Consider the following 26,125-nt stretch of genomic DNA (forward strand, 5'->3'; position numbering starts at 1 on the left):
TCATAGCAGAAAGGGGCCCCTGCCGCTTATTTCTGGCCTGGAAATATTAGTTTTTCAAGGTTCGATCTGCATTATTATTGATATACAAAGTTTCAGTTAAAAAGTTCAGCGGGTGAATTTCTTCCTGAAGCGGATAAATAGAAGATACGGCCATTCGTTAATATATAAATTCTTCCGGCGGGAGAAACGTATTGATACGGCTTCTCCATATACGTACTTGAAGTATGATATCCTTATACAAAGACATTATTCAAAAGAGGGGGCAGGGGCGATGGCGGAAAAGATAAGGCAGATGTCCGATTCGATGCGGGTGGCGCTGCTGCTCGCGCTCGCCGGGGGCTTTCTCGACGCCTACACGTTTGTGACGCGGGGGCGGGTATTCGCAAACGCGCAGACCGGCAACATCGTCCTCTTCGGGATAAATCTGTTCGAGGGAAATTTCATTGGGGCAAAGGATTACCTGGTGCCGGTCTTCGCCTTTTTCGTCGGTATCATCATCGCGGAGATGATAAAGAGCCGCTTTCGCGAAAATACCGCCCTGCACTGGCGGCAGATCGTCGTCCTGATCGAGTTTGCCGTGCTCGTAGCGGCCGCCTTTATGCCGCAGTCCTGCAATACCGCTGTGAACGCCCTCATCTCCTTCGTCTGCTCGCTGCAGGTGGAGAGCTTCAGAAAGGTCAAGGGCAACCCCTTCGCCACGACGATGTGTACGGGGAATCTGCGCAGCGCCACCGAGCACCTTTATAATTATCACAAAAACCGCGACCGCGCGGCGCTGGAGAACAGCGGCCGTTATTTTCTCGTGATCGCCCTCTTTACGGCGGGCGCCGGCGCCGGCGCGTTGGCGTCCAAATTATTCCACCTCCGGGCGGTCCTCTTCGCCGCGGCGCTGCTGCTCACCGCGGCGATCATCATGGCGAAAACCCCGGCGTCGCCCAGGGCCTGAACGAAATCCAGGCGTGGCGGACAGGAAAGAAAGAAAAAGCGCACCCCGCAAAGGGTGCGCTTCGTTTTGTTCTGGTTTAAAAGGTCTTACTTCAGTTCGACCTTCGCGCCGGCCTCTTCGAGCTTCTTCTTCATCTCTTCGGCCTCTTCCTTCGCGGCGGCTTCCTTGACTGTCTTGGGGGCGCCGTCTACCATTTCCTTGGCTTCCTTGAGTCCAAGGCCGGTGATCTCGCGGACGACCTTGATGACGCCGATCTTGTTTGCGCCATGCTCGAGGAGGACTACGTCAAACTCGGTCTTCTCTTCCTCTGCGGGGGCGGCGGCGCCGGCGGCGGGCATGCCGCCCATGGGCATCATCATCGCGGGAGCGGCGGCGGAGACGCCGAACTTCTCTTCGAGTTCCTTAACGAGCTCTGAAAGCTCGAGTACTGACATTTCGCTGATAGCCTGGATAAGTTCTTCACGTGTCATTGTTGTTTCCTCCTAAAATTTTTCGTAGTTTAAATTTTTTACGCTGCTAGGCGGCCTCTGCCGCCGGTGGTGCTATGCTGCTGATTCTTTCTGCTCCTTGATCCTTTCGAGGACGGTGACAAAATTCCTCTGGGGGCCGGAGAGCACGGTAACGAGTCCGCGAAGCGGAGCCGCGATGGTACCCACGACCTGGGCGATGAGCGTCTCTTTTGAGGGAAGGTCCGCGAGAGCGAAGACCTGTTCCTTGCTGAGGAGCTGCTGTCCGCCGAGGATCGCGCCTTTGATGACGAGAGCCTCGTTGCCCTTCTCCTTGGAGAAGTCGCGTATCGCCTTGGCGACCGCCGCCGCGTCGCCGTAGGAGAGGACGTAGCCGTTGGGACCGAAGTCGATCTCGGAAGCCTGGACCATGTCGCATTCCTTGAGGGCTATGCGCATGAGGGTGTTTTTGCAGACCTTCATCTCACCGCCGGCCTGACGGATGAGTTTACGCACCGCGCTTATCTTCTTTACTGTCAGTCCGCGGTATTCGGTGATGAATACGGCGTCGCTCCTTTTGAGAGCCTCTGCCAGCATGTCGATATTTTCACGTTTTGCTTGTGTCGGCATTTTCGATTTCACCTCCTGATGATTGAGTTGTTATTCGGAATGCCGTCTTTAGGGCCTCATAGAGCCGCCATAAAAATGGCCTCCGAACCCAAGCAAGTCCGGAAGCCATAATAACTGTCATATATACAGAATTATCCTTCGCGAGACCTCGGCAGGAAATTAAGCACAAGTGCGCCTGCTGTCTTGAGTCATAGCTAGTGGATTATATCTCTTGTGTACTATTTTGTCAAAAGGTCTCATCGTTTTTATCAGGGCGAAACGCATCAAGAAAGGTCAGGCAAATGGTAAACTGGGATTTATCCTGTCATGCCGGGCTTGACCCGGCATCCAGTGGCTTCAGGTTTGTTCCAACATCGATTGTAAAACAAAAACCAACGACTCTAGGCTCCGGCTCGGAGGCCGGAGCGACGGAAGGGCGCTAAACCGCTATTTATCTTTCCCCGTAATCGTTTATAAACGCCAAATCACTCTCCGTTGGCCTGTTTATGCGCCTGCCCTGTTATGCCGTGTTATTCATTGTTGATTGCAAAAGCTCTTGACATATACCCAATAGGGGTATATAACATAAATACCCGGTAGGGGTATTTTTAAAAAGGGGAACGGATGATGAAAGAAGAAGAAATTTGCGGCTGCCATGAGAAAATGACCGAGCGCACCGAAGAGGAGCGCAAAAAACTGATCCATCGCCTCAACCGCATCGAGGGGCAGATCCGCGGCATCCGCGGCATGGTAGAAAAAAGCGTTTATTGTACGGACATCTTGACACAGTCCGCGGCGGTGACGGCGGCGGTCAACGCTTTCAATAAAGATCTGCTGGCCAGCCACATCCGCAATTGCGTGGCGAGGGATATCCGGGCCGGCAAGGACGAGGTCATCGACGAGCTGGTCGCCGCCCTGCAGAAGTTGATGAAATAAAGGAGGCGCACAGATGAAACAATATACGGTAACGGGGATGAGCTGCGCGGCCTGCGCCGCCCGCGTGGAAAAGGCGGTGGCGAAGGCGCCGGGGGTGACCTCCTGCTCCGTGAGCCTGCTGACCAACTCTCTGGGGGTGGAGGGCACGGCCTCCGACGCGGAGATCGTCGCCGCCGTCCGAAACGCCGGATACGGCGCGGCCCCCAAGGGCGCGAAAAATAGCGGCGCGCCCGCGGACGGCGCGGCCGACGCGCTGCGGGACCGGGAGACGCCGGTACTGAAACGGCGTCTGGCCGCCTCTTTGGCCTTCCTCGCCGTTCTCATGTATTTCTCCATGGGGCATATGATGTGGAACTGGCCGCTGCCGGCCTTCTTTGCCGGCAATCACATTGCCATGGGGCTGATACAGCTGCTGCTGGCCGTCGCCGTGATGGTCATAAATCAGAAATTTTTTATCAGCGGCTTCCAAAGCCTCCTGCGCCGCGCGCCTAATATGGACACGCTTGTGGCGCTCGGCTCGGCGGCGGCTTTCGTATACAGCACCTTCGCGCTCTTCGCGATGACGCAGAGGCAGCTTTTAGGCGACGCCGCGGGAGTCGCGGCCTATATGCATGAGTTTTATTTTGAATCCGCGGCGATGATCCTCGCGCTGATCACCGTAGGCAAAATGCTCGAGGCCCGCTCCAAGGGGCGGACGACCGACGCGCTCAAGGGGCTGATGAAGCTGGCCCCTAAAAGAGCGGTCGTCGTGAACAACGGCGAGGAGAAGACGGTTCCCATCGAGGAGGTCAGAAAGGGCGATATCTTCGTCGTGCGTCCCGGCGAGAACATCCCCGTCGACGGCGTCGTGCTCGAGGGTAACAGCGCCGTCAATGAATCCGCGCTTACGGGGGAAAGCATTCCCGCGGATAAGAGCGCAGGCGACCAGGTCTCCGCGGCGACGCTGAACCAGTCGGGCTTCATTCGCTGCGAGGCGACGAGGGTCGGCGAAGATACGACGCTGTCGCAGATAATCCGGATGGTAAGCGACGCGGCGGCCACCAAGGCTCCGATCGCCAAAATCGCGGACAGGGTATCCGGCGTCTTCGTGCCGGTCGTCATCCTTATCTCCATCGCGACGACCGCCGTCTGGCTGCTCGCGGGCGAATCTCTCGGCTTCGCCCTAGCGCGCGGCATCTCCGTCCTCGTAATAAGCTGCCCCTGCGCGCTGGGGCTCGCGACGCCGGTGGCGATCATGGTCGGCAGCGGCATGGGCGCGAAAAACGGGATCCTGTTCAAAAACGCCCTCTCCCTCGAAGCGGCGGGCAAGGTACAGATTGCGGCGCTTGACAAGACCGGCACCATCACCTCCGGCGAACCGAGGGTGACGGATATCGTTCCCGCGCCGGGGACAGGCGAAGACGAGCTGCTGCGCCTCGCCTGCGCTCTGGAGCAAAAGAGCGAGCACCCGCTGGCGAGGGCTGTTTTACGGCGAGCGAAGGAGCGGGGGATGCAGCCGGAAGAGGTCGAAGGGTTCCAGGCGCTTCCGGGCAACGGCCTGACCGCTCTCCGGCAGGGCCGCGAATTAAGGGGCGGCAGTTATAAATTCATCAGCGGCCGGTCAGAGGTCCCCGAAGAGATGAAGATACGCTCAGAGAGGCTCGCGGAGGAGGGCAAGACACCGCTCTTCTTCAGCATGGACGGAGCGGTCGCCGGCATCATCGCCGTTGCCGACGCCATCAAAGAGGACAGCGCGAAGGCGATCGGCGAGCTGAAAAACATGGGCATCCGCGTGGTGATGCTCACGGGCGACAACGAACGCACCGCGCGGGCCGTCGGCAGAGAGGCCGGCGTCGACGAGGTGATAGCCGGCGTACTGCCGGACGGCAAGGAAAACGCGATACGTCGTTTGAAGGAGAAGGGCACGGTCGCCATGGTGGGAGACGGCATCAACGACGCCCCCGCGCTGACGCGCGCCGACATCGGCATCGCCATCGGCGCGGGAACCGACGTCGCGATAGACGCGGCGGACATCGTCCTCATGAAGAGCCGCTTAGCCGACGTGCCGGCGGCGATCCGCCTGAGCCGCGCCACATTGCGGAATATCCACGAAAACCTCTTCTGGGCCTTCATCTACAACATCGTCGGCATCCCGCTCGCGGCGGGAGTTTTCATCTCCCTGTTCGGCTGGAAGCTGAATCCGATGTTCGGCGCGGCGGCGATGAGCCTCTCGAGCTTCTGCGTCGTCACAAACGCCCTGCGCCTCAATTTCTTCAAAATGTACGACGCCGGCAGGGATAAAAAGATCAGGACGGACTATAAAAATAAAAACACAAAGGAGCGAACGACGATGGAAAAGACAATGAAGATCGAAGGAATGATGTGCGGCCACTGCGAGGCCGCGGTGAAGAAAGCGCTGGAGTCGCTGCCTCAGGTGGAGGCGGCGAAGGTGGACCACACCGCCGGTACCGCCGTGGTGACGCTGAAGGCCGAAACAGAGGACGACGTCTTGAAAAAGGCGGTCGAGGAGAGGGATTATAAGGTGATATCGATCTGTTAGCGGCGTTTATATAGAATAAGCAGGGAGTGGCGCGCCGGTCGCTGTCACTCCCTGCTTATTCCTTTGCGCGGGCATCGCCTGAGATCGGATTTCTTTATTTTACCCGGCCGACGCCAGCGAAACCTGCGCGCTAATTTGAACCTGTGCCGGAAATCATCGCCGGCTATATGCGATAATTATCGGCAGAGAGTAAAGATAAAAAGGACGGGAGGAGAGCTAAAGAGATGCTAAGGGTAGGGATTGCGCAGATAGATGTAAAGCTCGGAGAGCGAACGGCAAATTTTCGGACCGTTACGGAATGGATGGCAAGATACCATACTCCCTCCGAGGTCGAGACGGTGATCGTGCTGCCGGAAATCTTCGACGTCGGTTATGTCATCGACGAGGCGGAGAAGTACGGGGACCACGACGCGGCGCAGGCGGCGGGATTCTTAGGCGGACTCGCGCGGCGGTACAACGTCTGGTTCGCCGGCGGCTCAGTGCTCGCGACGACGGAAGAGGGGGCGGTAAACCGCGCGCTCGTCGTCGATCCGCGCGGCGAATACGTCGCGCACTATGACAAGGCCCATCTCGTGCCGATGATGAACGAGGAAAAGTATCTGCGCGCCGGATCCGCGCCGGGACTCTTTGAGATCGGCGGCGTCAAGGTCAGCTGCGCGATCTGCTATGACCTGCGCTTCTGCGAGTGGCTGCGCATGGGAGCCCTTGCCGGCGCGCAGCTCTGCCTGATCTCCGCCGAATGGCCGTCGCCGAGAATAGAGCACTGGCGGACATTGCTGCGGGCGCGGGCGATTGAAAATATGATGTTCGTCGCCGCCTGCAACCGGGTGGGGACCACGCCTTCCGACAGTTTCGGCGGACGATCGGCGGTGATCGACCCCTGGGGCAAGATTCTTTACGAGGGAGGCGAGGGCTGTGAGGGCGCTTTCGTCACTATCGAACCACGCGAATCCGGCGAGGCGAGGGATTTCATTCGGGCCTTTGAAATGCGCCGCCCCGAACTTTATCGGCTATAATATTTTCGTATTTAATCAACCGGGAGGTTTTCACTGTGAAGAAAACAATCGCTCTGGCCGTCTCCGTACTTTTGCTGGCATTAGCCTCTGCGGCGTTTGCAAAACCGGATGTGACCGAATTCAGGAACAACAACTATGACCTATCGACGATCAAGACCGTACTCGTGCTGCCTGTGACTTACGACGTCTCGATCCCGCAGTCGGAGCCTTTCCTTAAAGAGGCCGCTGAACAGAAGTGGCAGGAGCAGACCCTGAAAAAACAGGAGCGTTTCCCCTACCTCATGAAGAGCCCCAAGGATGTCGTCGAACGGGCCGCCTTCGTCAGCGGCCAGCCGGCCGAGCCGATGGCGCCGCAGCAGATGGCGGAGAAGGCGCTCGTACTCGCCGCTGACCAGGTCGACGCGATCCTCACCTGCACAGTCACCAAATGCGGCGTCGGCGTGATCAAACATCCCGGCGAGTATGTGACGAAGTACAGATATGTCGACGAGCCGGTCTGGCGCAACAACCGCTGGGAGCGCGAGCGCGTGCGCGTCCCCTATCAGGAATACAAGGAACCGTGGAACGAAAGCTTCACGCGGGGCGCGGTAAAGGTGGAGCTGCGCTCGGCGAAGGACAACAGCCTCATCTACGGCGAGGCCGTGGAGGCCAACACCGGCGCGGACCTCTTCACCGACGCTCCCTCGATAACGAAGCATATACAGAACATCATTGAAAACGCCGCAAAGCGAATCCCGGTGAAATAGCTCAAATCCGACCGGCTGAAGATATAAAAAGCGGCCCGTTCAGTCAATGAACGGGCCGCTTATGTTTTAGCCTTTAGAACGGTAAGGGGGTTACTCCGCCGCTACCTCTTTCTGTGCCTGGAGCGGGTCTACATGAAGGCCCACGCCCATCGTCGAGGAGACGGTGATGCCCTTTATATATGTGCCCTTGACCGCAGCGGGACGGGCTTTGATGATTGCGCGGAGGAGCGTCTTAACGTTGCCCATGAGGTTCTCTAGGGGGAACGAAGCTCTTCCTACAGCATTATGGGTGATAGCTGTTTTGTCAACGCGGAACTCGACACGGCCCGCTTTGATCTCTTTGATAGCATCGGCAACATCGAATGTAACGGTATTGGTCTTAGCGCTCGGCATAAGGCCGCGGGGTCCGAGGACTTTACCGAGGCGTCCCGCCGACTTCATTATATCCGGTGTGGCGATTACTGCATCGAAATCAAGTCTGCCGTTCTGGATCTCTGCAACCAGATCTTCGCCGCCGACGATGTCCGCGCCTGCATCCTGAGCTTCCTTCTGCTTGTCACCGAGCGCCAGCACTGCGACTTTCTTTGTGTGGCCGGTTCCGAAGGGAAGGACTATTGTGCTGCGTACCTGCTGGTCTGCATGACGGGGATCAACGCCCAGACGAATATGGAGTTCGAGGCTTTCATCAAATTTCGCGGTCGCGCATTCCTTTGCGAGCGCTACTGCCTCTGAAAGGGAGTACTGCTTTGTAAGATCAACTTTTTCGAGCAGCGCCTTGTAACGTTTTCCTTTTTTTGCCATTGTGTTTTCCTCCTCGTGGTAATGTCGGATGTCCTGACGACATCCTCCCACTCCTGAAATCGTCTTTCAGGATTAAAAGATCGAATTAGCGAACTATTTCGATACCCATTGAACGCGCGGTGCCTTCGATCATCTTCATTGCCGCTTCGATGTCGTTGGCGTTGAGATCGGGCATCTTAAGAGCCGCGATATCCTGCACCTGCTTCTTCGTCAGCTTGCCGACCTTGTCCTTGTTGGGGACGGCCGAACCCTTTTCCTTGCCGGCGGCCTTCTTGATAAGGATGCTTGCGGGCGGGGTCTTGAGTACGAACGAAAAGCTGCGGTCCGCATATACCGTGATGACAACTGGAATTATCATGCCGACCTGATCGGCGGTCTTGGCGTTGAACGCCTTGACGAATTCCATGATGTTGATTCCGCGCTGACCGAGCGCCGGGCCGACCGGCGGTGCCGGTGTGGCTTTTCCTGCGGGAAGCTGAAGTTTGAGCTCCCCAATTACCTTCTTAGCCATGTTGATGTTTCCTCCTTAGGTTAAAGCCTCTCCCGCCATGGGGGAGGCTGTTATTCTGTTTTCAATGTGCGTGATGCGGAAGATCGTCGCGAAAGACGGCGCGGCCTCTATATCTTTTCGAGGTCGCTGTAGTCCGCCTCCACATCTGTCTCTCTGCCGAAGGCCGTAATCCGGAATTTTATCTTTGCCTTGTCCGCGTCGACATCGACGACGGGGCCGCTGCATCCGGCAAACGGTCCAGTCTTCATCTGTATCATGTCGCCGACTTTGAAGTCCACCTCTACCTTCGGCTTGGCCTCTTTGCCGAGCTTCTGCATTATATCTTCAGCCTCTTTGGGCGAAAGAGGGATGGGGTGGTTCCCCGAACCGACAAAACCCGTTACTCCGGGAGTGTGGCGAACGACATACCAGGACTGATCTTCAAGTATCATTTCGACAAGGACATAGCTCGGAAAGACCTTCCTTTTTACGCGTTTGGTCTTTCCATCTTTTATGGTCACCTTTTCCTCAACGGGAACAAGGACACGGAAAATCCTATCTTCCATGCCCATGGTCGCTATGCGCTGATCGAGGTTTGCCTTGACCTTATTCTCATACCCTGAGTAGGTCTGTACTATGTACCAGCGGCGTTCCTGTGTATTTCCAAATAATTCGCTCATGCTTAAAAGAGGACCTGAGTCCCCTCCACCTCCAGATTACAGTCGAGATACATCCAATAATATCCGAACATACGCAACTACTGGATAATCTTAGAGAATATTCCAGTTAGAATCAAATCTACCAGCCCGAGATAGGCTGAGGCGATGGCCGATACCACGATGACAATGATGGTAGAATACCATAACTGCTGTTTTGTGGGCCACGTTACCTTTTTAAGCTCAGCTCTAGATTCCCGGATGTAGTCGAGGACTTTCTCCATTAACCCCGACCTCCTCATTTATCGACTTTAGTATAAATTGCCTTGTTGCTTCCTGACCGTTTTCAGAGAATAAAAATGGCAGGCCTGGAAGGATTCGAACCCTCAACCCCCGCATTTGGAGTGCGGTGCTCTAACCAGTTCGAGCTACAGACCTGCATGCAGAGGATATTCTACACTATTTGCATTCTTTGTGCAAGGTGTGCTTGTCGCAGAACTTGCAATATTTTTTCTTCTCCAGCTTTTTGGTCGCCTTTTTCTTGTTAACAAGCGTAACATAGTTGCGGCGTTTGCACTCCGTGCACTGAAGACCGATGATGTCAGCCATTCCTATTCACTCCAGACAAATATTAATTTGAAAGGGGCGGCCGCTTTCAAGCCGCCCCGCTTACACCTTATTTACGCTATGATCTCAGTGACGACGCCGGCGCCGACCGTGCGGCCGCCTTCGCGTACTGCGAAACGAAGTCCTTCCTGCATCGCTATCGGCGCGATGAGTTTGACTTCAAATGTGCTGCTGTCTCCAGGCATTACCATTTCCACTCCCTCGGCAAGTTTGATCTCGCCGGTGATGTCCGTCGTACGGAAGTAGAACTGGGGCTTGTAGCCGCTGAAGAACGGCGTGTGACGGCCTCCCTCTTCCTTCTTGAGGACGTACACTTCGCCTTTGAAGTGCGTATGCGGCTTGATGCTGCCCGGCTTCGCGAGGACCTGACCGCGTTCCACGTCGTCTTTGCCTACGCCGCGAAGGAGGATGCCTACGTTGTCTCCCGCTTCCGCGTCGTCCAGGATCTTGCGGAACATTTCAAGGCTCGTCGCCACCGTCTTGTGCGTGTCTTTGATACCTACGATTTCTACTTCGTCGCCGGGGCGGATTATACCTTTTTCCACACGGCCCGTTACGACTGTGCCGCGGCCCGTGATGGTGAAGACGTCTTCGATCGGCATAAGGAAGGGGAAGTCCACTTCGCGCTCAGGCGCCGGGATGTAGTCGTCGCACGCCTGCATCAGGTCCATGATCCCCTTGGTCCAGTCGTTGTCTTCGTCGCTCTCAAGCGCTTTCAGCGCGCTGCCGCGAACGATGGGGATGTCGTCTCCGGGGAACTCGTATTTGTTGAGGAGGTCGCGGATCTCCATTTCGACGAGGTCGAGGAGTTCGGGGTCGTCTACCATGTCGCACTTGTTCATAAATACTACGAGCGCAGGAACGTTGACCTGGCGCGCAAGCAGCACGTGCTCACGGGTCTGCGGCATCGGGCCGTCGGCGGCGGATACGACGAGGATCGCTCCGTCCATCTGCGCGGCTCCGGTGATCATGTTCTTGATGTAGTCGGCGTGACCCGGGCAGTCGATGTGGGCGTAGTGGCGCGTGGGCGTCTCGTATTCAACGTGCGAGATGTTGATGGTGATTCCGCGCTCTCTCTCTTCCGGCGCTTTGTCGATCATGTCGAAGGGCGTGAAGTCAGCTCCGCCGTGGCGCGCCAGCGTCTTGGTGATCGCCGCCGTCAGCGTCGTCTTGCCGTGGTCTATGTGACCGATCGTACCGATGTTGAGATGCGGTTTGTTGCGTACGAATTTCTCTTTTGCCATACTGAAAATCCTCCCTGTATTTGGTTCTACGTTACTTATGCCCCATTGGAGCTCGTATTCATATTCCCACATCAAAAGAGACCCGGGAATCAGAGCCGGATCTCTTCAAAGATATGTAATGGGATTATAGCGTACAATCCTTTCAATTGCAACACTTTGCGCCCAAATTTCAGGGCAGACGCCTGTATATCCGCCGACAGCGTAAATTTCGGCGCTTTCACTGCGGCTGCCGTAAACCATACCGGCAAAACCCGGCGTACTGTATTTTTGTTCCGTACCTATCATGTGTTTCATTATTGTAACATTTAAAATTTCTATAAAGGAGCGGCTTGATCTGTTATTAAATAGGCCTGTCTGATATATCACTTTTTATAAATTTGGTATTTGAGGAATTTTTTTAATATTTATAAAAGGAACAAAAAAATCATTGACATTTTTTAAGTTTGCCATTCAAAAATTGTTAATGTATGATAATTCACGATGTCTAAGTGTTTTTATATCCTTGTCAGGATGTGTGTCGCATGACGGATTTTTCGTTTTTGGCCGCCGCCTCCGATATCTGGGAGGAGTGGCGGTTTGAACCCTGGAGGAGCGGTACGGCGGAGGGGCTTTACAGAAGGGTTTCGATGGTAAAATCAGGGCTGCTCGGCGAGGTCGCCCGTTATTACGCCGACGACTATATTATATGGAAATATGAGGAGAGCGACGCGGATCGGCTCAGGAAAGAGGCAAAGTCCGAAAGCGACCTGCTGCTTCAGCGTTTCCTCTTTCTGCGCGGGGGCGGCGGCTATCGTATGAAGAAAAGCTCCCTGATGTTCGGCTTCCGCGGCTTTGTGGAGCTGCACTTTTTCACGCCGGGAGACGATATCCCGAAGGCCGTCCAGGACACGGCGTTCCTTGTGAATGCGGCGATGAAAAGGGTGCGCGGCTGAAGGACGCCGGGCACGGCGGCGGGAACGCTCCAGCCTGTTCTGCGTTTTTATTGAGAGAAAAATAGCCGGACAATGGCGTCCGCTGTTTTATAGACAACAAAAATCTTTTTGGAGGTGGAACTTATGTTCTTCATAATGTTCGCAGTATCCGCTTTATTGTTGATACTCGGCTACATATTCTACGGGAGGTTCATGGCAAACCTTTATGGGATCAGCAACAAAAATATCACCCCGGCCGAGCAGATGAACGACGGCATGGACTACTGCCCCACGCATCCCGCGGTCGTCCTCGGACACCACTTTTCGTCCATCGCCGGCGCCGGTCCGATCGTCGGCCCGATAACCGCCGCTTCGATGTTCGGCTGGCTGCCCACGATCCTCTGGTGCATATTCGGCTCGATATTCCTCGGCGGTCCCCATGATTTCGGCGCCGTCGTCGCTTCGATGCGCCACGAGGGCAAGTCTGTCGGCGAGGTCATCGACCGTTGGATCGGCCATAAGGGGAAGATGCTTTTCCTCGTATTCACGATCCTCTCGCTCTTCCTCGTCGTGGCGGTCTTCCTCGTCCTGACGACGGCGACCTTCGTGACGGACCCGGTGGTCGCGTTCGTAAGCTGCATGTACATCCTGCTCGCGGTCATTTCAGGGCTCCTCATCTATCGTTTCAACATGAACCTTAAGTTTGTAACGCTTGTGATGCTCGCCATCATCGCCGTCTGCACGATCTGGGGCGGAGACTGGCCCTTTGTCGCGGCGGTCTTCACTCACAACGCCGATCAGTGGAACATCTTCCTCGCCGTCTACATCCTCGCCGCCTCGGTGCTTCCCGTATGGCTGCTGCTCCAGCCGCGCGACTACCTCGCCTCTTACTTCCTCTATTTCGCGGTGGCGATCGGCGCGCTGGGAATGATCTTCGGCGCCTCGATGGACAGCGGCAGCATCCCGATGATCGCCAAAGACATCAAATGGTTCGGGCTCGGCAAGGCCAACCTCTGGCCGATGATGTTCGTCATCGTCGCCTGCGGCGCCATCTCCGGCTTCCATTCGCTCGTCGGCTCGGGCACGACATCGAAGCAGCTCGCCCATGAGGCGGACGCGCTTCCCGTCGGCTACGGGGCGATGCTCCTTGAAGGCCTTGTCGCCGTCATCGCGCTCGGCACGCTGATGGTCGCGGGCGGAATACAGAAGGGTGGCCCCGTCGGCACCTTCGCGGCCGGCTTCGGCCAGTTCTGCACGATCCTCGGCATCGACCCCATCCTCGGGACACGCCTCGGCGCCATCGCCATCAACGGCTTCCTGCTGACCTCGCTCGATACCGCGACGCGCCTTGCGCGTTACCAGATACAGGAGCTGACGGACTACAAGGTCAACAAGTACGCGGCGACGATCATCGCCGTCGTGATCGCGCTCGTGCTCGTCTACGTCAAAACGACGGGCCCCGACGGAAACCCCGTTCCCGCCTGGGCGGTCATCTGGCCGGTCTTCGGCGCCTCCAACCAGCTCGTAGCGGCGCTCGCCATTCTCGGCATCGCGATGTGGATCATCCGCGGCCTCAAGAAGAAGGCGACCTTCCTGCTTATCCCCTTCTGGTTCATGCTCTTTACAAGCATGGCCGGCCTCGTGGTGGAGATAAAGGGAACGCTGACGAGCGCCCATCCGAATTACATCCTCGCCGGGATCAGCGTGCTGCTGCTCGTTCTCGCGCTCCTTATGACGAAAGAGGGCGTCTCGGCGCTCAACAGGGAGAAGAAGGGCGAGTTTGTAAAGTAGGCGCTCCCAGGTGCGGAAAAACTAAAAGTAAAGGGCCTGCCGCGGGGCGGGCCCTTTAATATCAGGAGGCGGTAAAAAGTGTGGGCAATATATGCGTTATGTTCGGCGTTCTTCGCGGCGCTTACTTCTATCCTTGCGAAGATCGGTATCGAAGGCGTGAATTCCAATCTCGCGACGGCGGTGCGCACCGTGGTGGTCGTGGTAATGGCCTGGCTCGTCGTCTTTATGACCGGGAGCGGCGGCCAGATCGGCGACATCAGCCGCAAGAGCTGGCTCTTTCTCGTTCTGTCCGGGCTGGCCACGGGAGCGTCGTGGCTCTTTTACTTCCGCGCACTGCAGATCGGCGAGGCCTCGAAGGTGATTCCGGCGGACAAGTTCAGCGTCGTCCTCGGCATCGTCATGGCCTTTATCTTTCTGCACGAGGCGGTCACGACAAAGGCGCTTGTCGGCGGCGCGCTGATCACGTTGGGGACCTTTGTTTTGATCTTTTAGGGAGCCGCCCGCGGCCGTCCCGGGCCGGTAAGTATCTAAATATTTCATATTCCCTCCCTCACGGCGAAAATCTTATGCGAAATTGAGTATTATTTGGGAAAAATTATAAAATTTCTCTTTTTACCGTATAAAAAATCGGAGCTTTGTCCTTTCAGCTCTGATTTTTTCTTTTCTTTATTTGTGAAACCCTAACCTTTCCTTACAAAAAATACTTTTGTTTTTCGCCATAAATGATAAAATATTGCTTTGGATTTCTGTTGTGTTATTCTTTGAGAATGACTTTGCTGAAATTTTTTTACCGCATATAAAGGAGGAACGATTTTATGAGGCTTCCAACCTTCTGGGGCGGCATCCATCCGCCTCAGAACAAAGATCTGACCGTAAACGAAGGGATCGAGCCCTATCTTCCGCAGGGAGAGCTTGTCTTTCCGATGGCGCAGAATATCGGCGCGCCCTGTTCGCCCGTCGTCGCTAAGGGAGATAAGGTCCTCGTCGGCTCCCGCATCGGCAACAACGACGCCTTCGTCTCCGCGCCGATCCTTTCAAGCGTTTCCGGAACGGTAAAGGATGTCACGATGAGAATGACGACGCCGGGCATGCTCGAGAACTGCGTCGTCGTGGAAAATGACGGTCTTTACGAAATGGCTCCCGAATGGAAGCCTATGGAAAATTATGAGAGCGCCGATCCGAAGGAATATGTCAAGCGGATCCGCGAGGCCGGCATCGTCGGCTTCGGCGGCGCGACCTTCCCGACGGCCGTCAAGCTCTCCCCCCCTCCCGACAAGAAGATAAAATGGCTCATCGTCAACGGAGTCGAATGCGAGCCCTACCTCAACTGCGACAACCGCCTGATGCTGGAAGAGACGGAAAGGGTGGTAAAGGGGCTTCAGCTCGTAATGCGCCTCTTCCCCGACGCCCAGGGCGTGATCGCGATCGAGAACAACAAGCCCGCGGCGGTCGCCAGGATGGACGAAGCGCTGACGAAGCTCTCCGCGGATAAGATCTCCGTCCGGCCGCTGACCGTAAAATATCCGCAGGGCGCGGAAAAGATGCTGATCGAGGCGCTCACCGGGCAGGAGTATGTGATGACCGCCCTTCCGGCCGACGTCGGCTGCATCATCCTCAACGTCCGCACCATTTACCAGATATACATGGCCGTCGCCGAGGGGATACCGGCGACGAAACGGATCGTCACCGTCACCGGGGACGCCGTGGCTCATCCCAGGAATATCGAAGTCCCGCTCGGCACCTCGGTGCGCGAGTTGGTCGACTTCTGCGGCGGCTTCAAGGAACAGCCTGTGAAGATCCTCTCCGGCGGCCCGATGATGGGTATTTCGATGCGCTCCATCGACGTGCCGGTGGTGAAGGGGACCTCGGGCATCCTCGCCCTCACCGCGAAGTCGGCGATGCTGAAACCGATCACCCCCTGCCTTCGCTGCGGACGCTGCGTCACGGCCTGCCCGATGGGCCTCGTGCCGAACGTTCTTGAGCCGCTCGTGCTCGAACGCCTCTACACGCGCTTTGAGGAAGAGGGCGGCATGAACTGCATAGAGTGCGGGAGCTGCACCTACATGTGCCCCGCGAACCGTCCGCTCACCCAGGGCTGCCGCGACGGCAAAGCCTCGGTGATGGCGATGCGCAGAAAGGCGGCTGCAAAATAATGGAACGTCTACTTGTTGTTTCAAGCTCACCACATATACACTCTCCGCTCGACACCAGGACGATAATGGGCTGGGTGCTGGCCGCGCTCGCCCCCGCCGGGATCGCCGGCGTTTACTTCTTCGGCCTCCGCGCCGCGGCGGTGATGGCGGTCTGCGTCGTCTCCTGCGTCGCCTTTGAATACCTCTGGGAGCGGTGCACGAAGAGGACGGTCACGGTCGGAGACCTTTCCGCGGCGGTCACGGGGCTGCTGCTGGCCTACAACCTGCCGCCGACCATTCCCTTCTGGATGGCGGTCTTAGGCAGCCTCTTCGCGATCATCGTCGTCAAGCAGTTCTTCGGCGGCTTAGGCTGCAACATCGTCAACCCCGCGCTCGCGGGACGCGCGATGATGCTCACGAGCTGGCCCGTGCCGATGACCACCTGGACGCTCGACGGCGTCTCCGGCGCGACGCCGCTGGCAATGATAAAGGCCGGAACGCTGGACAACCTGCCGGGCCTGCGGGACGTCTTCCTCGGCAGCGTCGGAGGCTGTATCGGTGAGACATCGGCGCTTGCGCTGCTCATCGGCTTCGCGATACTCCTTTATAAGGATATCATCAAGTGGCATGTGCCGGTGATCTATGTGGCTGTCGTGGCCGCGTTATGCGCGCTCTTCGGCAGGCCGGTGCCCCCATATTACGAAATACTGACGGGCGGCCTCTTCCTCGGCGCCATTTTCATGGCCACCGACTATACGACCACCCCCATCACGCTGCGCGGGCAGATGATCTTCGCCGCCGGCTGCGGCCTCCTCACGGCGCTGATACGCACCTGGGGCGGCTATCCGGAGGGCGTATCCTACTCGATACTGATCATGAACCTGACGGTGCCGCTCATCGACCGCGCCACAAAGCCACGCATATTCGGAGAGGTGAAAAAGCATGGGTAAGATCGTAAAACTCGGGTTAGTCCTCTTTGTCATAACCGCGGTCACAGGCCTCATCCTCGGCGCCGTGCATACGGTGACGCTGGAGCCGATCCGCAGGTCTCAGGAGAAGGCCAAGAACGAGGCGCTTTCCGCCACCCTGCCGGGAGCGAAAGATTTTAAGGCGATAGAGATCAAGGGCGACGCGGGAATAATCAAAGAGATATTTGAGGGAAGCGACGGCGGCAGCGTCGTCGGCTACAACTTCACTGTGACGCCTAAGGGATACGGCGGCCCCATCGAGTTCGTCGTCGGCATCTCCAATGACGGGCTGGTAAAGGATATCAAGATCCTTACCTCCAGCGAGACGCCGGGACTCGGCGCGAAGGCCGCCGACGAACCCTTCGCGGGACAGTTCCGCGACAGAAAGGCGCAGGAGCTCGCCGTCACCAAGACGCCGCCGGAGAATGACGCCCAGATACAGGCCATATCCGGCGCCACGATATCTTCGAGCGCCGTGGTCACAGGCGTGAATGCGGCGGTCTCATACTGGAAAAACAATCTGGGAGGCGGAGACAAATAATGGCAAATCCTCTTAAACTGATCAAAAATGGGATACTTACCGAGAACCCGACCTTCGTCCTCGTCCTCGGGATGTGCCCCACGATCGCCGTCACCACGAGCGTGGTAAACGCCATCGGCATGGGGCTCGCCGCGACGGCGGTTCTCATGGGGTCGAACGTCGCGGTCGCGGCGCTGCGCAAATTCATCCCCGATGAGATCCGCATCCCGGCCTTCATCGTCGTCATAGCGGGCTTCGTCACCGTAGTACAGCTGCTGATCGCGGGATACGCGCCGGCGCTCGACAAGGCGCTGGGGATATTCATCCCTCTCATCGTCGTCAACTGCATAATCCTCGCCCGCGCCGAGGCCTTCGCCTTCAAGAACGGCGTCGTCGCCTCGCTCTTCGACGGGATCGGCATGGGGCTCGGTTTTACCTGCGCGCTCGTCCTGATCGGCGCGATACGCGAGCTGATCGGCAACGGCACGATACTGGGACACACGATACTCTCCTCTTCCTTCTACCAGCCGACGCTGCTCACGATACTCGCCCCCGGCGGATTCATCACGCTCGGCATATTGATGGCGCTCTTCCGTAACCGGCAGATGAAGAAAGAAGAAAAGGAAAACGGCGCGCTGTCGGCCTTCGACGGCTGGCACCAGCTCGACGCCTGCGGCGGCTGCGCGCTTAAGGGGATCTGCGGCGGCGGGAGCCCCGATTCCGTCTGCGCGAAACAGGCGGAAGAAGACAAAACCGCAGCAAGGGAGGCTGGTAAATAATGTCGCTCCTGGCTCTCTTTATCAGTTCGGTCCTGGTAAACAACATCCTGCTCGCGCGTTTTCTCGGCTGCTGCCCTTTCCTCGGGGTATCCAGCCAACTTGAGACGGCGAAGGGAATGGGGATCGCCGTAGTATTCGTAACGACTTTCGCCGCGATAATGACGTGGCTCGCCTACACGCTGATCCTCGTTCCGCTCGGCCTGGAATACCTCTACACGCTGGCGTTCATTCTGATAATCGCCGCCCTCGTGCAGTTTGTCGAAATAGTGCTCAAAAAGGTGATGCCCGGCCTTTATAAATCGCTCGGGATCTACCTCCCGCTCATAACGACGAACTGCGCCGTCCTCGGCGTCGCGGTCATCAACATGAACGAGAAATACACGCTGATCGAATCGATCATCAACGCATTCGGCGCATCGGCGGGCTTCCTGCTCGCGATCGTCCTCATGGCCGGAATACGCGAACGTATCGAGACGAGCGCGGGGATGCCGCGCTGCCTGCGCGGACTGCCGATCACGCTCATCACGGCCGGGCTCATGTCGATAGCCTTCATGGGCTTCGCCGGGCTCATTAAATAGGGGAGGCGCTTGAAATGGACGGAATAATCTACCCAACGATCGTAATGGGAGGGCTGGGCGTCATCTTCGGGTGTATGCTCGCCTTTGCCTCGCAGAAATTCCACGTCGAAGTGGACCAGCGTCAGACGGACATCCGCGCGCTGCTGCCGGGAGCCAACTGCGGCGGCTGCGGCTTCCCGGGCTGCGACGGCTACGCGGAGGCCTGCGTTTCGGGCGCGGCAAAGCCCAACAAATGTGTGGCGGCGAGCCCCGAAGTCTCGGCCAGTATCGCGGAGATACTGGGTGTTTCCGCGGAGGCCGCCGAGCCGATGGTCGCCTTTGTAAAGTGCCGGGGCTCCTTCGACAAAACGGTCAAAGACTGCGTCTACCAGGGCGCGCACGACTGCCGCGAAGCCGCCGTCGTCCCCGGCAGGGGGCCGTCGTCATGCGCTTACGGCTGCATGGGCTTCGGCACCTGCGAGAAGGTCTGCGCCTTCGGCGCGATAAAGATCGTCGACGGACTCGCCGTCGTAGACCGTGAAAGATGCGTCGGCTGCGGCGCCTGCGCCGAAGAATGCCCGCGCGGCGTGATCGCCCTCATTCCCAGGAAATCAAAGATACAGGTCGCCTGCGGCAATCCGCTCAAGGGCCCCTTCGTTAAGAAGGTCTGCTCTGTCGGCTGCATCGGCTGCACCCTCTGCGTCAAAGCCTGTCCGAAAGAGGCGATCGAGATGAAGGGCAGCCTCGCGGTGATCGCCCCGGCGAAGTGCGTGAATTGTGGTCTTTGTACTCAGAAATGCCCGGTAAAGGCGATAACCGACGCCAGGCCGCCAAGACCGGCTCCGGCGCAGAAACCAGCCGGCGAAGCAACGGCGGAAGCGGCTCCGCTACAGTGATCGTTTAAACGCGGCGCGAGGACTAAGTTCGATCACGCAAATCAAAGATTTGCTATCTCACTTATGCGGCCTTTGCGCTCAGAAATGCCCGGTAAAGGCAATAACCGACGCCAGGCCGCCAAGACCGGCTCCGGCGCAGAAACCAGCCGGCGAAGCAACGGCGGAGGCGGCTCCGGTACAGTGATCGTTTAAACGCGGCGCGAGGACTAAGTTCGATCACGCAAATCAAAGATTTGCCGTCTAAACACCGCCCAGCTTTTTACAGCAATTTAAAAGGGACCGGCTGCTCTTCGCGACCGGTCCCTTGCTGTCGATTGTTCGCCTGTCTTTCTCCGCCCGGCAGGGTCTTTTATTTATCCAGCGGCGGTAGAGGTTTTATATCCTCGTCGTCTTTAAACTCTGTCCTGGGCCCTTCAACCTTACCGTCCAGCCAGCCTTCGACCCGGTCATAGATCGCGTCGGACCAAGTTGGGTTTTCCCACATCTTTTTCTTCGCCGTCGTCGAGAGACAGCCGCACATCATCGCCCCGAAGTAAAAATAGGGATGATGGGTGGCGAGCGCTATGCCAAAAAATATAAAACACAATGACGCAAAGAGATCTCTGTAAAACATTTTTATTTCCGCCCTTTTATCTTTTCTCTAATAATGGATATTATAGCCGTTCGGCATCGATAAAAAAAGCCGCCGGCAAATTTTAGCCGGCAGCTTTTTCTGTCGTTCAGAATCTGATCGGGTCTCCTACCAGGGAACTCCAAGGATGAAGTGCGGCAGGAAGAGGACGAGCTTCGGGATGTAGGCGGTAACGAGAAGCACCGGTATCCAGCAGAGAGCCATAAAGGTGAGGGCCGGTTTCATTATCTCGTTGATAGAGGCGCCACCGACGCGTCCGCTGAGGTAAAGGACGGGAGCCGCGGGAGGCGTGATGCATCCTAGGGCCGTGTTGACGCCGACGACCGCCGCGTAGTGGACGGGATTTATGCCAAGTTCCATGATGATCGGGAGCAGGATCGGCGTGGTCAGGACGACGACGCTGATATCGTCCATCAGCATTCCCATAAGAACGAGGAAGATATTGATCATGAACATGATGACCCATTTATTCGTTGAGATCGAGTAGAACAGGTATAGCACCTTTCCGGGAAGGTCCTCAAGGATGTAGAGCCGCGAGAGCATCGAGACAGAGTAGAGCATGACCATGATGACGCCGGTGGTAATGGCGCATTCCACCACGATCAGGTAAAGGCTCTTCCAGTTCAGTCCCTTATAGACGAAAAGCCCGATCGGTATGCAGTAGAGGACGGCGAGGGCGGAGGCCTCTGTCGTCGTCATAACGCCGCCGTAGATGCCTCCGAGGACCATGACCGGCATAAAGAGGGCCGGGATGGCGAGACGGCCGCGTTCACGGAACATCTTCCAACGCTCGGCGCCGGTGCGCTTCGTGGTGACGAAGACCTGCTTGTTGTCGCGCAGCATCCAGACGTTGATGACGGAGAGCAGTATCGTGGTCACTATTCCCGGTCCGATCGTCGAGAGGAAGCAGGCAAGGACGGAAATCCCGCTGATCCAGGCGAAGATGATGAGCGTGGCGTTGGGCGGGATGAGCAGGCCGAGCAGCGAGGCGTTGGCCATCAGCGCGCAGGCGTGTCCCATCGGATAGCCTCCCTGCTTGAAACGCGGGAACATGATCGCGCCGATGCAGGAAAGGGTGGCGCAGGCGGCGCCGCAGATGGAGCCGAAAACCGCGCAGGAGACGGTGCCGACGATCCCCAGGCCGCCCTTGATATGGCCGACGAAGACATCGACCATGTCAATGAGCTTCTCCGCGATGCGCCCGCGTTCCATAATGCCGCCCGCGAGGATGAACATCGCGATCGCGATGAGCGAGACGGAGTTCATCTGCGTGAAGCCGTAAGGCAGCAGCTGAGTCGCCTGGTAGCCTTCCATATTGGGTCCGCCGAAGAAGATGAGCCAGGCGCAGGAGGCCATGAAGCTTACGGGAACGGGGACGCCAATGACGAGCGCTGAAATGAGTATTATAAGTGCTACATAAATCATTACTTTTTACCTCCGGAGAAAAGTACCTTTCCTGCTCTGATCATATCCCACATAAAGTAGTAGGACATGGAGGCAAGGCCAATGAAGATCGACAGATAGGCCGTCCAGAGGGGGATGCGCCAGGCGACGGTGCGCGGAAGCGCGACGCCGGTGCCCAAGGGGCCGAGGAATCCGAAGATAAGGTAGTCCCAGCCATACTTTGTGAAAAGAAGGGTGACGCCGAGCGTTATCACCGTCTTCGCAAAGATGAGGGCTCTCTTGACAAATCCATCTTTCACATAGGACTGAACAAGGTCGGCGGAGACATGGGTGCCGGCGAAGGCTCCATATCCGGCGCCCATAAAGTAAAGCCAGAACGCGAATATTTTGATCCACTCTTCATAACCGTAGAGGTCCATCTCAAAGATGTAGCGCATTATCGTGGCGGCGCTGATGATTACCGTGAGAAGTATCGACATTACAAAACAGATGATTGAATAGAAGCTGACGGTGACTTTGTCGAAGAAGCATTTTGGCTTCCTGACAGTTGACTGAACCTCTTCGAGGTCGGACGGTACCGTCTGTTCGACCTTTATTTCATCAATTGACATTTGTGGTACTCCTTTCAGAAACTGAAAAACCCCGAGGGGGAAGAACCCCCTCAGGCTTTTTCAGTTAAAACATGTTAAGCATCGCTGTTAGATGCCTGATGTTACAACTAGAGATTACCGAGATGCTGCTTGAACTCCTTCATGAGCTCCACACCGGTGCCGGCCTTGCCGACCTCTTCCCAGGTAGAGACGCAGGCTTCTTTGATCGGCTTAAGCTGAGCTTCCGTGTACCTGTAGACCTTGATGCCCTTCTTTTCCATAAGGGCCATATACTTGTCGTCTTCCGCCTTCGCGTTGTCTATCGACTTCAGCGTGTACTTCTTGGCTACGTCGAGGAAAACCTTCTGGTCTTCGGGGGTGAGCTTCTTCCATGATTTGTCGCTGACCATGTAGGCAAGGTATTCCATCGAGTAGTTTGTCGCGTACCAGTGCTTCAGGACGTCGCCGAGGATCGTGTAGGCGGCGGCCGTCGGGTAACCGTCGACCGCGTCGCAGACGCCGGTCTGCATTGACTGATAGACGTCGGGATAGGGAATGGTGATCGGGCGGTAGCCCATCGCCTTCGCGCCGAGCGTGTAGACGACCATGTTCGGAACGCGGGTAAGAACGCCCTTGTCGACCTTGGGATTGAGAGGATCTTTAACGGCCTTCGTGGAACCGATGCCGATGAAGCCCTCGACGTATGAGCCGATGAGGTGGACTCCGAGCGCCGAGGTGAACTCATTCAGTTTATTGGGGAGCCATGCTCCCGGAACTAGCGCTTTTTTAGCCGATTCGTAGCCGGTGACGAATCCGTTGGTGTAGATTATCTCAAGGCGCGGATCGAAATCCGTAGCGACCGACATGCAGGCCATGTCTACGGTACCGCGGATCATCTCTTCCATAACGAGGGAATAGTTCCCCAGCTGGCTTGCCGGATATACCTTTACCTCAACGCGGCCTTTCGTGCCGTCCTTGATCTCCTTCGCCATCTGCTCCATCGTCTTCGTCGCCATGTGGTCCGGCGGCGACTGGCCCGCGAAGCGGAAAACTATCGGCGCGGCAGTTGCTGGGCCGGCTATCGCTGCGAACAGGAACATTACTGCAAGCATAAGTGCAAATTTCTTCACGAAAAACTCTCCCTTCAGAATCGAACCTTTTTGAGACTCCGTTTAGTTTTTTGCTGCAAAAGAAAAAGCGCTTACATTACAACGTAGCCCTTGAAAACGTCCCTCCTTCTCTGCGTAATATTTGCAATGTGTAAACTAGTAAAAAAAATGCAGTTGCTGAGAAATAAATTACAACAAACATCTTATTTAGTCAATCTTTTTTACACAATGCTCTGCCGTACCGAAAACTTCGTCAGCGCCACGCATCATAAAATGTAATTTTGGTTACTTGCAACAATGTGGCATTAACAAAACCGGTATTTTTTGCCTTTATTTTTCTGTCAATGTGCTAAAAATGCTTATAACCAGCCTTTTATCAAATTACATCAAATTTACGGACAGTCGCTGTTTTTACGCTGGTTTTATCGTTGTTCAAAATAAAATTGCCGCCTGGCAGTTAAAAACTGATATATCAGTCTGCCTTATTCCCGTTCTTTTACGAAAATATAAATTAAAATTTATTTTTAAAATCAACGTCAGCGCAGGAAAAACCCTCCGAATATTCCGAATATTATTAACATCGCCGCCGGATTTTCCTTAAAAAACTTACTGAACTTGATAAGGCCGATCCCCGCCGCAAAAAGGGCGACCGCCGTCGCTCCGTTGTGCAAGGTGGAAGTAAACGGCGATACGACGGAAAGGGTAAGGAGTCCGGCGACGACCGGGCGAAGCATCAATTTAAAGTTTTTGCTCTTATCCGGGCTCACGCGCTGGAGCAGGAGAAGTATCAGGGAGAGCGCCGCGATCGGCGCGGCGACGAGGGCGACCGTGGAGGCGACGGATCCCCAGAAGCCGGCCTGCTGATACCCGGCGAAGGTGGCGGCGTTGATCGCGATCGGGCCTGGAGTGACCTGCGAGACGGCGACCATCTGGTTAAACTCCGCCGCGTTCATCCAGCCGTTCTTCGTAACGAGCTGATATTCGATCAGCGGCAGCGTGGAAAGGCCGCCGCCAAAAGCGGTGATGCCGATCTGCATAAAGGCCCATATGAGCTGGAGGATCTTCGTCATCTCGCCGTCACCCTTTCGTGGACGAACTGCATGGCGATGACCACGACCATGATGAGCAGCGGATGCAGGTCAAAGACCCCGATCAGGGAGATCACCATCAGGTAGGGGACGAGGTTCCACCATTTTCCGAGCAGCGCGTTTTTTACATTATCGATTATCACAAGGACGATTATCGCGCTCGTCCCGGCGAGGACGCCGCGAAAGAATCCCATTACCGCCGGCACGTCCGAATATTTTATTATAAATGGAGAGAGCATGAGTATTATCAGAAAGGGCGGCAGTATCGCGCCCGCGACGGCGGTGAGGCTGCCTGCAAGTCCGCGGTAATGACGTCCCATGAGCCAGGCGATGGAGACGGCGATCGGGCCCGGCATCGAGGCCGCGAGGCTCACCATATCGGCAAAGACCTCGGGGGCGATGTCACGGCGCTTTTCTTCCTCAAGCTGTACCATGCCGAGGATGACGATCCCGCCTCCGAAGGTGACGGCGCTTATTTTAAAAAAGAATAAGAAAAGTTCAAGCAAGCTCATATTTCAAAACCCCAAATGCCTTCACGGCCTTCCTAATACAATACCATAAAAAGCCAACAACGACCAATTATTTTCTAACGTAATTCAGATATATCAGATGATATATCAAAAACAAAAAAAATACAAATTATTTCGCTATATTTTTCATGACAATATTCCAGGAAAGCAATCTGTTTTATTTCTTGTTGACGCGTTTTCACTGTTATATTTTGCTCTGTCATAAAAATATTTTTTGGCTTAAAATCATTAGGTATGGCTATACCAAAGCTTTAAGGAGGCAATGTCCGAATGAAGATAAAAAAGGCGCTGCTCTGCGCGCTGGCCCTGACGGTATTACCGGCGGCGCATTCCTTCGCGGGAGAACGCGAAGCGGCGGCCGCGGCCGCGATCGGGGCTCTCGTCCGCGGAGAGCTCTCGCCGGAACGCATAGAGGTCACCGTCGCGAACGACGGGAAGCGGGCGTGGATAGAATGCGCCGGCGCCGTCATATCCGGGATCAGGATCGAATCGATGAAGCTCGACGCCGAGCTTGCGGAGCTGCCGGACGACGTGCTGAGCGGCGACGGAACGGCGCTCTCGCGCCGCATAACCTCGTCGCGCGGCGAAATCGTGCTGAGCGAACGCGACGTAAACGATTATTTCGCCTCGGGAAAGAGCAGCGGAGGATTTTCCGAGCTGCGCTTCAAATTCTTTCCGCGGGGCTATCACGCCGAGGGGAAATTTGAGACCGACCTGATGATAATAAAGATAAAACTCGACCTGCGGGCAGAGGGAAAATTAGGGCTGAGGGCGGACGGGGTCTACCTCGAAGATACCGTTATCTACGCCGAAGGCAGAAAGCAGCCGGAGAATATCACCGAACTGGTGATAGGCAGGGTCAATCCGCTGCTTCCGTTCGCGAAGATACCCTTTCCCGTCAGCTTCAGCAGGATGACGATGAAAAACGGCGAGGCTCTGCTGACCGGAGAGCCGAAAAAAATCGCCGGAGACAATGTTTGGAGATGGAAGCGCTGATATTCAGGCTGACATTAGCCGCATAAAAGACAAAAAAAGAGGCTGTTGATTTTTTACTGATATCAACGGCCTCTTTTTTTACATTTCTGTTTACGTTAGTCAGTAATGGTCTAACAACATTCACGCTAAATAGTTGTTTTTAAAGGACTTTTTTTATTAAAACCGCC

The 26,125-nt window shown here is 56.1% G+C and carries 31 protein-coding genes, 1 tRNA gene and 1 other annotated feature; of the genes, 16 read left to right on the forward strand and 16 right to left on the reverse strand.

Annotated features, from left to right (window positions below; genetic code table 11):
• Positions 1-271 precede the first annotated feature (271 nt).
• On the forward strand, positions 272-946 hold the full coding sequence (locus tag CLOEV_RS15390; protein WP_034444874.1) for a YoaK family protein: 675 nt from the start codon (positions 272-274) through the stop codon (positions 944-946).
• A gap of 86 nt (positions 947-1,032) precedes the next feature.
• Here the strand turns inward: CLOEV_RS15390 and rplL are convergent, their stop codons facing one another.
• Together rplL and rplJ are read right to left on the reverse strand one after the other, a co-directional pair.
• Entirely contained in the window at positions 1,033-1,416 is a 384-nt protein-coding gene (gene rplL / locus CLOEV_RS15395; RefSeq protein ID WP_008708462.1) for a 50S ribosomal protein L7/L12, read from the reverse strand.
• Positions 1,417-1,488: 72 nt separating this feature from the next.
• Positions 1,489-2,022, reverse strand: coding sequence for a 50S ribosomal protein L10 (gene rplJ, locus CLOEV_RS15400; RefSeq protein WP_034444876.1), 534 nt, complete (start codon positions 2,020-2,022; stop codon positions 1,489-1,491).
• A 63-nt stretch (positions 2,023-2,085) separates the two neighbouring features.
• Positions 2,086-2,228 (reverse strand) — a sequence feature (ribosomal protein L10 leader region).
• 397 nt (positions 2,229-2,625) lie between these two features.
• On the opposite strand from rplJ, the gene CLOEV_RS15405 reads away from it, so the two are divergent.
• From CLOEV_RS15405 to CLOEV_RS15420, 4 genes are all read left to right on the forward strand, one after another.
• On the forward strand, positions 2,626-2,937 hold the full coding sequence (locus tag CLOEV_RS15405; protein WP_232196826.1) for a metal-sensing transcriptional repressor: 312 nt from the start codon (positions 2,626-2,628) through the stop codon (positions 2,935-2,937).
• A 13-nt stretch (positions 2,938-2,950) separates the two neighbouring features.
• The gene (locus CLOEV_RS15410; RefSeq protein WP_034444879.1) at positions 2,951-5,476 is read left to right on the forward strand and encodes a heavy metal translocating P-type ATPase; all 2,526 of its coding nucleotides are present in this window, start codon (positions 2,951-2,953) and stop codon (positions 5,474-5,476) included.
• 224 nt (positions 5,477-5,700) lie between these two features.
• The gene (locus CLOEV_RS15415) at positions 5,701-6,492 is read left to right on the forward strand and encodes a carbon-nitrogen family hydrolase (protein WP_034444881.1); all 792 of its coding nucleotides are present in this window, start codon (positions 5,701-5,703) and stop codon (positions 6,490-6,492) included.
• A gap of 35 nt (positions 6,493-6,527) precedes the next feature.
• Positions 6,528-7,238: a hypothetical protein gene (locus CLOEV_RS15420; protein ID WP_008708468.1), complete on the forward strand. Its 711-nt coding sequence runs from the start codon at positions 6,528-6,530 to the stop codon at positions 7,236-7,238.
• 90 nt (positions 7,239-7,328) lie between these two features.
• Here CLOEV_RS15420 and rplA read toward each other — a convergent pair whose 3' ends face one another.
• The 8 genes from rplA to CLOEV_RS17020 all read right to left on the reverse strand — a co-directional run bounded on the left by rplA (position 7,329) and on the right by CLOEV_RS17020 (position 11,350).
• Positions 7,329-8,039 (reverse strand): 50S ribosomal protein L1, encoded by a 711-nt coding sequence (gene rplA, locus CLOEV_RS15425; RefSeq protein ID WP_008708469.1) that lies wholly within the window; start codon positions 8,037-8,039, stop codon positions 7,329-7,331.
• 85 nt (positions 8,040-8,124) lie between these two features.
• Complete coding sequence (rplK, locus tag CLOEV_RS15430) at positions 8,125-8,550, reverse strand: 50S ribosomal protein L11 (RefSeq protein ID WP_008708470.1); 426 nt, start codon at positions 8,548-8,550, stop codon at positions 8,125-8,127.
• A gap of 107 nt (positions 8,551-8,657) precedes the next feature.
• Entirely contained in the window at positions 8,658-9,209 is a 552-nt protein-coding gene (nusG, locus tag CLOEV_RS15435; RefSeq protein WP_008708471.1) for a transcription termination/antitermination protein NusG, read from the reverse strand.
• Between the two features lie 77 nt (positions 9,210-9,286).
• Positions 9,287-9,469 carry a preprotein translocase subunit SecE gene (gene secE, locus CLOEV_RS15440; RefSeq protein WP_008708472.1) on the reverse strand — a complete coding sequence of 61 codons (183 nt, stop codon included), beginning with the start codon at positions 9,467-9,469 and terminating at the stop codon, positions 9,287-9,289.
• A gap of 76 nt (positions 9,470-9,545) precedes the next feature.
• Positions 9,546-9,623 (reverse strand) — tRNA-Trp (locus CLOEV_RS15445).
• Positions 9,624-9,644: 21 nt separating this feature from the next.
• Positions 9,645-9,794 carry a 50S ribosomal protein L33 gene (gene rpmG, locus CLOEV_RS15450; protein WP_008708473.1) on the reverse strand — a complete coding sequence of 50 codons (150 nt, stop codon included), beginning with the start codon at positions 9,792-9,794 and terminating at the stop codon, positions 9,645-9,647.
• A gap of 71 nt (positions 9,795-9,865) precedes the next feature.
• On the reverse strand, positions 9,866-11,056 hold the full coding sequence (gene tuf / locus CLOEV_RS15455) for an elongation factor Tu (protein WP_034444884.1): 1,191 nt from the start codon (positions 11,054-11,056) through the stop codon (positions 9,866-9,868).
• Between the two features lie 105 nt (positions 11,057-11,161).
• Positions 11,162-11,350, reverse strand: a complete 189-nt coding sequence (locus CLOEV_RS17020) for a hypothetical protein (RefSeq protein ID WP_156938452.1) — start codon at positions 11,348-11,350, stop codon at positions 11,162-11,164.
• A 227-nt stretch (positions 11,351-11,577) separates the two neighbouring features.
• Here CLOEV_RS17020 and CLOEV_RS15460 point away from each other — a divergent pair, with 227 nt between their 5' ends.
• The 10 genes from CLOEV_RS15460 to CLOEV_RS17025 all read left to right on the forward strand — a co-directional run bounded on the left by CLOEV_RS15460 (position 11,578) and on the right by CLOEV_RS17025 (position 19,794).
• Positions 11,578-11,988 (forward strand): hypothetical protein, encoded by a 411-nt coding sequence (locus tag CLOEV_RS15460; protein ID WP_008708478.1) that lies wholly within the window; start codon positions 11,578-11,580, stop codon positions 11,986-11,988.
• Between the two features lie 123 nt (positions 11,989-12,111).
• A complete protein-coding gene (locus CLOEV_RS15465) occupies positions 12,112-13,758 on the forward strand; it encodes a carbon starvation CstA family protein (protein ID WP_034444886.1) in 1,647 nt (548 codons plus the stop codon).
• 78 nt (positions 13,759-13,836) lie between these two features.
• Positions 13,837-14,250, forward strand: coding sequence for an EamA family transporter (locus CLOEV_RS15470; protein ID WP_008708480.1), 414 nt, complete (start codon positions 13,837-13,839; stop codon positions 14,248-14,250).
• 323 nt (positions 14,251-14,573) lie between these two features.
• Positions 14,574-15,911, forward strand: coding sequence for an electron transport complex subunit RsxC (gene rsxC, locus CLOEV_RS15475; protein WP_008708481.1), 1,338 nt, complete (start codon positions 14,574-14,576; stop codon positions 15,909-15,911).
• Entirely contained in the window at positions 15,911-16,840 is a 930-nt protein-coding gene (locus CLOEV_RS15480; RefSeq protein WP_008708482.1) for an RnfABCDGE type electron transport complex subunit D, read from the forward strand. Before rsxC ends, CLOEV_RS15480 begins: the two co-directional genes overlap by 1 nt.
• Positions 16,833-17,399: an RnfABCDGE type electron transport complex subunit G gene (locus CLOEV_RS15485; RefSeq protein WP_008708484.1), complete on the forward strand. Its 567-nt coding sequence runs from the start codon at positions 16,833-16,835 to the stop codon at positions 17,397-17,399. Before CLOEV_RS15480 ends, CLOEV_RS15485 begins: the two co-directional genes overlap by 8 nt.
• Positions 17,399-18,157 (forward strand): electron transport complex subunit RsxE, encoded by a 759-nt coding sequence (gene rsxE / locus CLOEV_RS15490; RefSeq protein ID WP_051485165.1) that lies wholly within the window; start codon positions 17,399-17,401, stop codon positions 18,155-18,157. Before CLOEV_RS15485 ends, rsxE begins: the two co-directional genes overlap by 1 nt.
• Positions 18,157-18,735 (forward strand): electron transport complex subunit RsxA, encoded by a 579-nt coding sequence (rsxA, locus tag CLOEV_RS15495; RefSeq protein ID WP_008708487.1) that lies wholly within the window; start codon positions 18,157-18,159, stop codon positions 18,733-18,735. Before rsxE ends, rsxA begins: the two co-directional genes overlap by 1 nt.
• A 14-nt stretch (positions 18,736-18,749) precedes the next feature.
• Positions 18,750-19,610 (forward strand): RnfABCDGE type electron transport complex subunit B, encoded by an 861-nt coding sequence (locus CLOEV_RS15500; RefSeq protein ID WP_034444889.1) that lies wholly within the window; start codon positions 18,750-18,752, stop codon positions 19,608-19,610.
• Between the two features lie 49 nt (positions 19,611-19,659).
• The gene (locus CLOEV_RS17025) at positions 19,660-19,794 is read left to right on the forward strand and encodes a 4Fe-4S binding protein (protein WP_245591147.1); all 135 of its coding nucleotides are present in this window, start codon (positions 19,660-19,662) and stop codon (positions 19,792-19,794) included.
• Between the two features lie 165 nt (positions 19,795-19,959).
• Here CLOEV_RS17025 and CLOEV_RS15505 read toward each other — a convergent pair whose 3' ends face one another.
• From CLOEV_RS15505 to CLOEV_RS15530, 6 genes are all read right to left on the reverse strand, one after another.
• Positions 19,960-20,223, reverse strand: coding sequence for a hypothetical protein (locus tag CLOEV_RS15505; protein ID WP_008708489.1), 264 nt, complete (start codon positions 20,221-20,223; stop codon positions 19,960-19,962).
• A 126-nt stretch (positions 20,224-20,349) separates the two neighbouring features.
• Positions 20,350-21,666 carry a TRAP transporter large permease gene (locus CLOEV_RS15510; RefSeq protein WP_008708490.1) on the reverse strand — a complete coding sequence of 439 codons (1,317 nt, stop codon included), beginning with the start codon at positions 21,664-21,666 and terminating at the stop codon, positions 20,350-20,352.
• Entirely contained in the window at positions 21,666-22,256 is a 591-nt protein-coding gene (locus tag CLOEV_RS15515; RefSeq protein ID WP_008708491.1) for a TRAP transporter small permease, read from the reverse strand. The genes CLOEV_RS15510 and CLOEV_RS15515 overlap by 1 nt, the downstream gene beginning before the upstream one ends.
• 107 nt (positions 22,257-22,363) lie before the next feature.
• A complete protein-coding gene (gene dctP / locus CLOEV_RS15520) occupies positions 22,364-23,365 on the reverse strand; it encodes a TRAP transporter substrate-binding protein DctP (RefSeq protein ID WP_008708492.1) in 1,002 nt (333 codons plus the stop codon).
• Positions 23,366-23,880: 515 nt separating this feature from the next.
• A complete protein-coding gene (locus tag CLOEV_RS16315) occupies positions 23,881-24,414 on the reverse strand; it encodes a chromate transporter (protein WP_051485166.1) in 534 nt (177 codons plus the stop codon).
• Complete coding sequence (locus CLOEV_RS15530; protein ID WP_008708494.1) at positions 24,411-24,944, reverse strand: chromate transporter; 534 nt, start codon at positions 24,942-24,944, stop codon at positions 24,411-24,413. Before CLOEV_RS15530 ends, CLOEV_RS16315 begins: the two co-directional genes overlap by 4 nt.
• A 288-nt stretch (positions 24,945-25,232) precedes the next feature.
• On the opposite strand from CLOEV_RS15530, the gene CLOEV_RS15535 reads away from it, so the two are divergent.
• Complete coding sequence (locus CLOEV_RS15535) at positions 25,233-25,958, forward strand: LmeA family phospholipid-binding protein (RefSeq protein ID WP_051485167.1); 726 nt, start codon at positions 25,233-25,235, stop codon at positions 25,956-25,958.
• Positions 25,959-26,125 lie beyond the last annotated feature (167 nt).

The sequence above is a fragment of the Cloacibacillus evryensis DSM 19522 genome (assembly GCF_000585335.1).
GTDB classification, from domain to species: Bacteria; Synergistota; Synergistia; order Synergistales; family Synergistaceae; genus Cloacibacillus; species Cloacibacillus evryensis.

Coding starts and splice junctions, on each gene's coding strand:
- CLOEV_RS15390 (WP_034444874.1), top strand. CDS start 272: ATGGCGGAAAAGATAAGGCAGATGTCCGATTCGATGCGGGTGGCGCTG.
- rplL (WP_008708462.1), bottom strand. CDS start 1,416: ATGACACGTGAAGAACTTATCCAGGCTATCAGCGAAATGTCAGTACTC.
- rplJ (WP_034444876.1), bottom strand. CDS start 2,022: ATGCCGACACAAGCAAAACGTGAAAATATCGACATGCTGGCAGAGGCT.
- CLOEV_RS15405 (WP_232196826.1), top strand. CDS start 2,626: ATGATGAAAGAAGAAGAAATTTGCGGCTGCCATGAGAAAATGACCGAG.
- CLOEV_RS15410 (WP_034444879.1), top strand. CDS start 2,951: ATGAAACAATATACGGTAACGGGGATGAGCTGCGCGGCCTGCGCCGCC.
- CLOEV_RS15415 (WP_034444881.1), top strand. CDS start 5,701: ATGCTAAGGGTAGGGATTGCGCAGATAGATGTAAAGCTCGGAGAGCGA.
- rplA (WP_008708469.1), bottom strand. CDS start 8,039: ATGGCAAAAAAAGGAAAACGTTACAAGGCGCTGCTCGAAAAAGTTGAT.
- rplK (WP_008708470.1), bottom strand. CDS start 8,550: ATGGCTAAGAAGGTAATTGGGGAGCTCAAACTTCAGCTTCCCGCAGGA.
- nusG (WP_008708471.1), bottom strand. CDS start 9,209: ATGAGCGAATTATTTGGAAATACACAGGAACGCCGCTGGTACATAGTA.
- secE (WP_008708472.1), bottom strand. CDS start 9,469: ATGGAGAAAGTCCTCGACTACATCCGGGAATCTAGAGCTGAGCTTAAA.
- rpmG (WP_008708473.1), bottom strand. CDS start 9,794: ATGGCTGACATCATCGGTCTTCAGTGCACGGAGTGCAAACGCCGCAAC.
- tuf (WP_034444884.1), bottom strand. CDS start 11,056: ATGGCAAAAGAGAAATTCGTACGCAACAAACCGCATCTCAACATCGGT.
- CLOEV_RS17020 (WP_156938452.1), bottom strand. CDS start 11,350: ATGAAACACATGATAGGTACGGAACAAAAATACAGTACGCCGGGTTTT.
- CLOEV_RS15460 (WP_008708478.1), top strand. CDS start 11,578: ATGACGGATTTTTCGTTTTTGGCCGCCGCCTCCGATATCTGGGAGGAG.
- CLOEV_RS15465 (WP_034444886.1), top strand. CDS start 12,112: ATGTTCTTCATAATGTTCGCAGTATCCGCTTTATTGTTGATACTCGGC.
- rsxC (WP_008708481.1), top strand. CDS start 14,574: ATGAGGCTTCCAACCTTCTGGGGCGGCATCCATCCGCCTCAGAACAAA.
- CLOEV_RS15480 (WP_008708482.1), top strand. CDS start 15,911: ATGGAACGTCTACTTGTTGTTTCAAGCTCACCACATATACACTCTCCG.
- CLOEV_RS15485 (WP_008708484.1), top strand. CDS start 16,833: ATGGGTAAGATCGTAAAACTCGGGTTAGTCCTCTTTGTCATAACCGCG.
- rsxE (WP_051485165.1), top strand. CDS start 17,399: ATGGCAAATCCTCTTAAACTGATCAAAAATGGGATACTTACCGAGAAC.
- rsxA (WP_008708487.1), top strand. CDS start 18,157: ATGTCGCTCCTGGCTCTCTTTATCAGTTCGGTCCTGGTAAACAACATC.
- CLOEV_RS15500 (WP_034444889.1), top strand. CDS start 18,750: ATGGACGGAATAATCTACCCAACGATCGTAATGGGAGGGCTGGGCGTC.
- CLOEV_RS15505 (WP_008708489.1), bottom strand. CDS start 20,223: ATGTTTTACAGAGATCTCTTTGCGTCATTGTGTTTTATATTTTTTGGC.
- CLOEV_RS15510 (WP_008708490.1), bottom strand. CDS start 21,666: ATGATTTATGTAGCACTTATAATACTCATTTCAGCGCTCGTCATTGGC.
- CLOEV_RS15515 (WP_008708491.1), bottom strand. CDS start 22,256: ATGTCAATTGATGAAATAAAGGTCGAACAGACGGTACCGTCCGACCTC.
- CLOEV_RS16315 (WP_051485166.1), bottom strand. CDS start 24,414: ATGACGAAGATCCTCCAGCTCATATGGGCCTTTATGCAGATCGGCATC.
- CLOEV_RS15530 (WP_008708494.1), bottom strand. CDS start 24,944: ATGAGCTTGCTTGAACTTTTCTTATTCTTTTTTAAAATAAGCGCCGTC.
- CLOEV_RS15535 (WP_051485167.1), top strand. CDS start 25,233: ATGAAGATAAAAAAGGCGCTGCTCTGCGCGCTGGCCCTGACGGTATTA.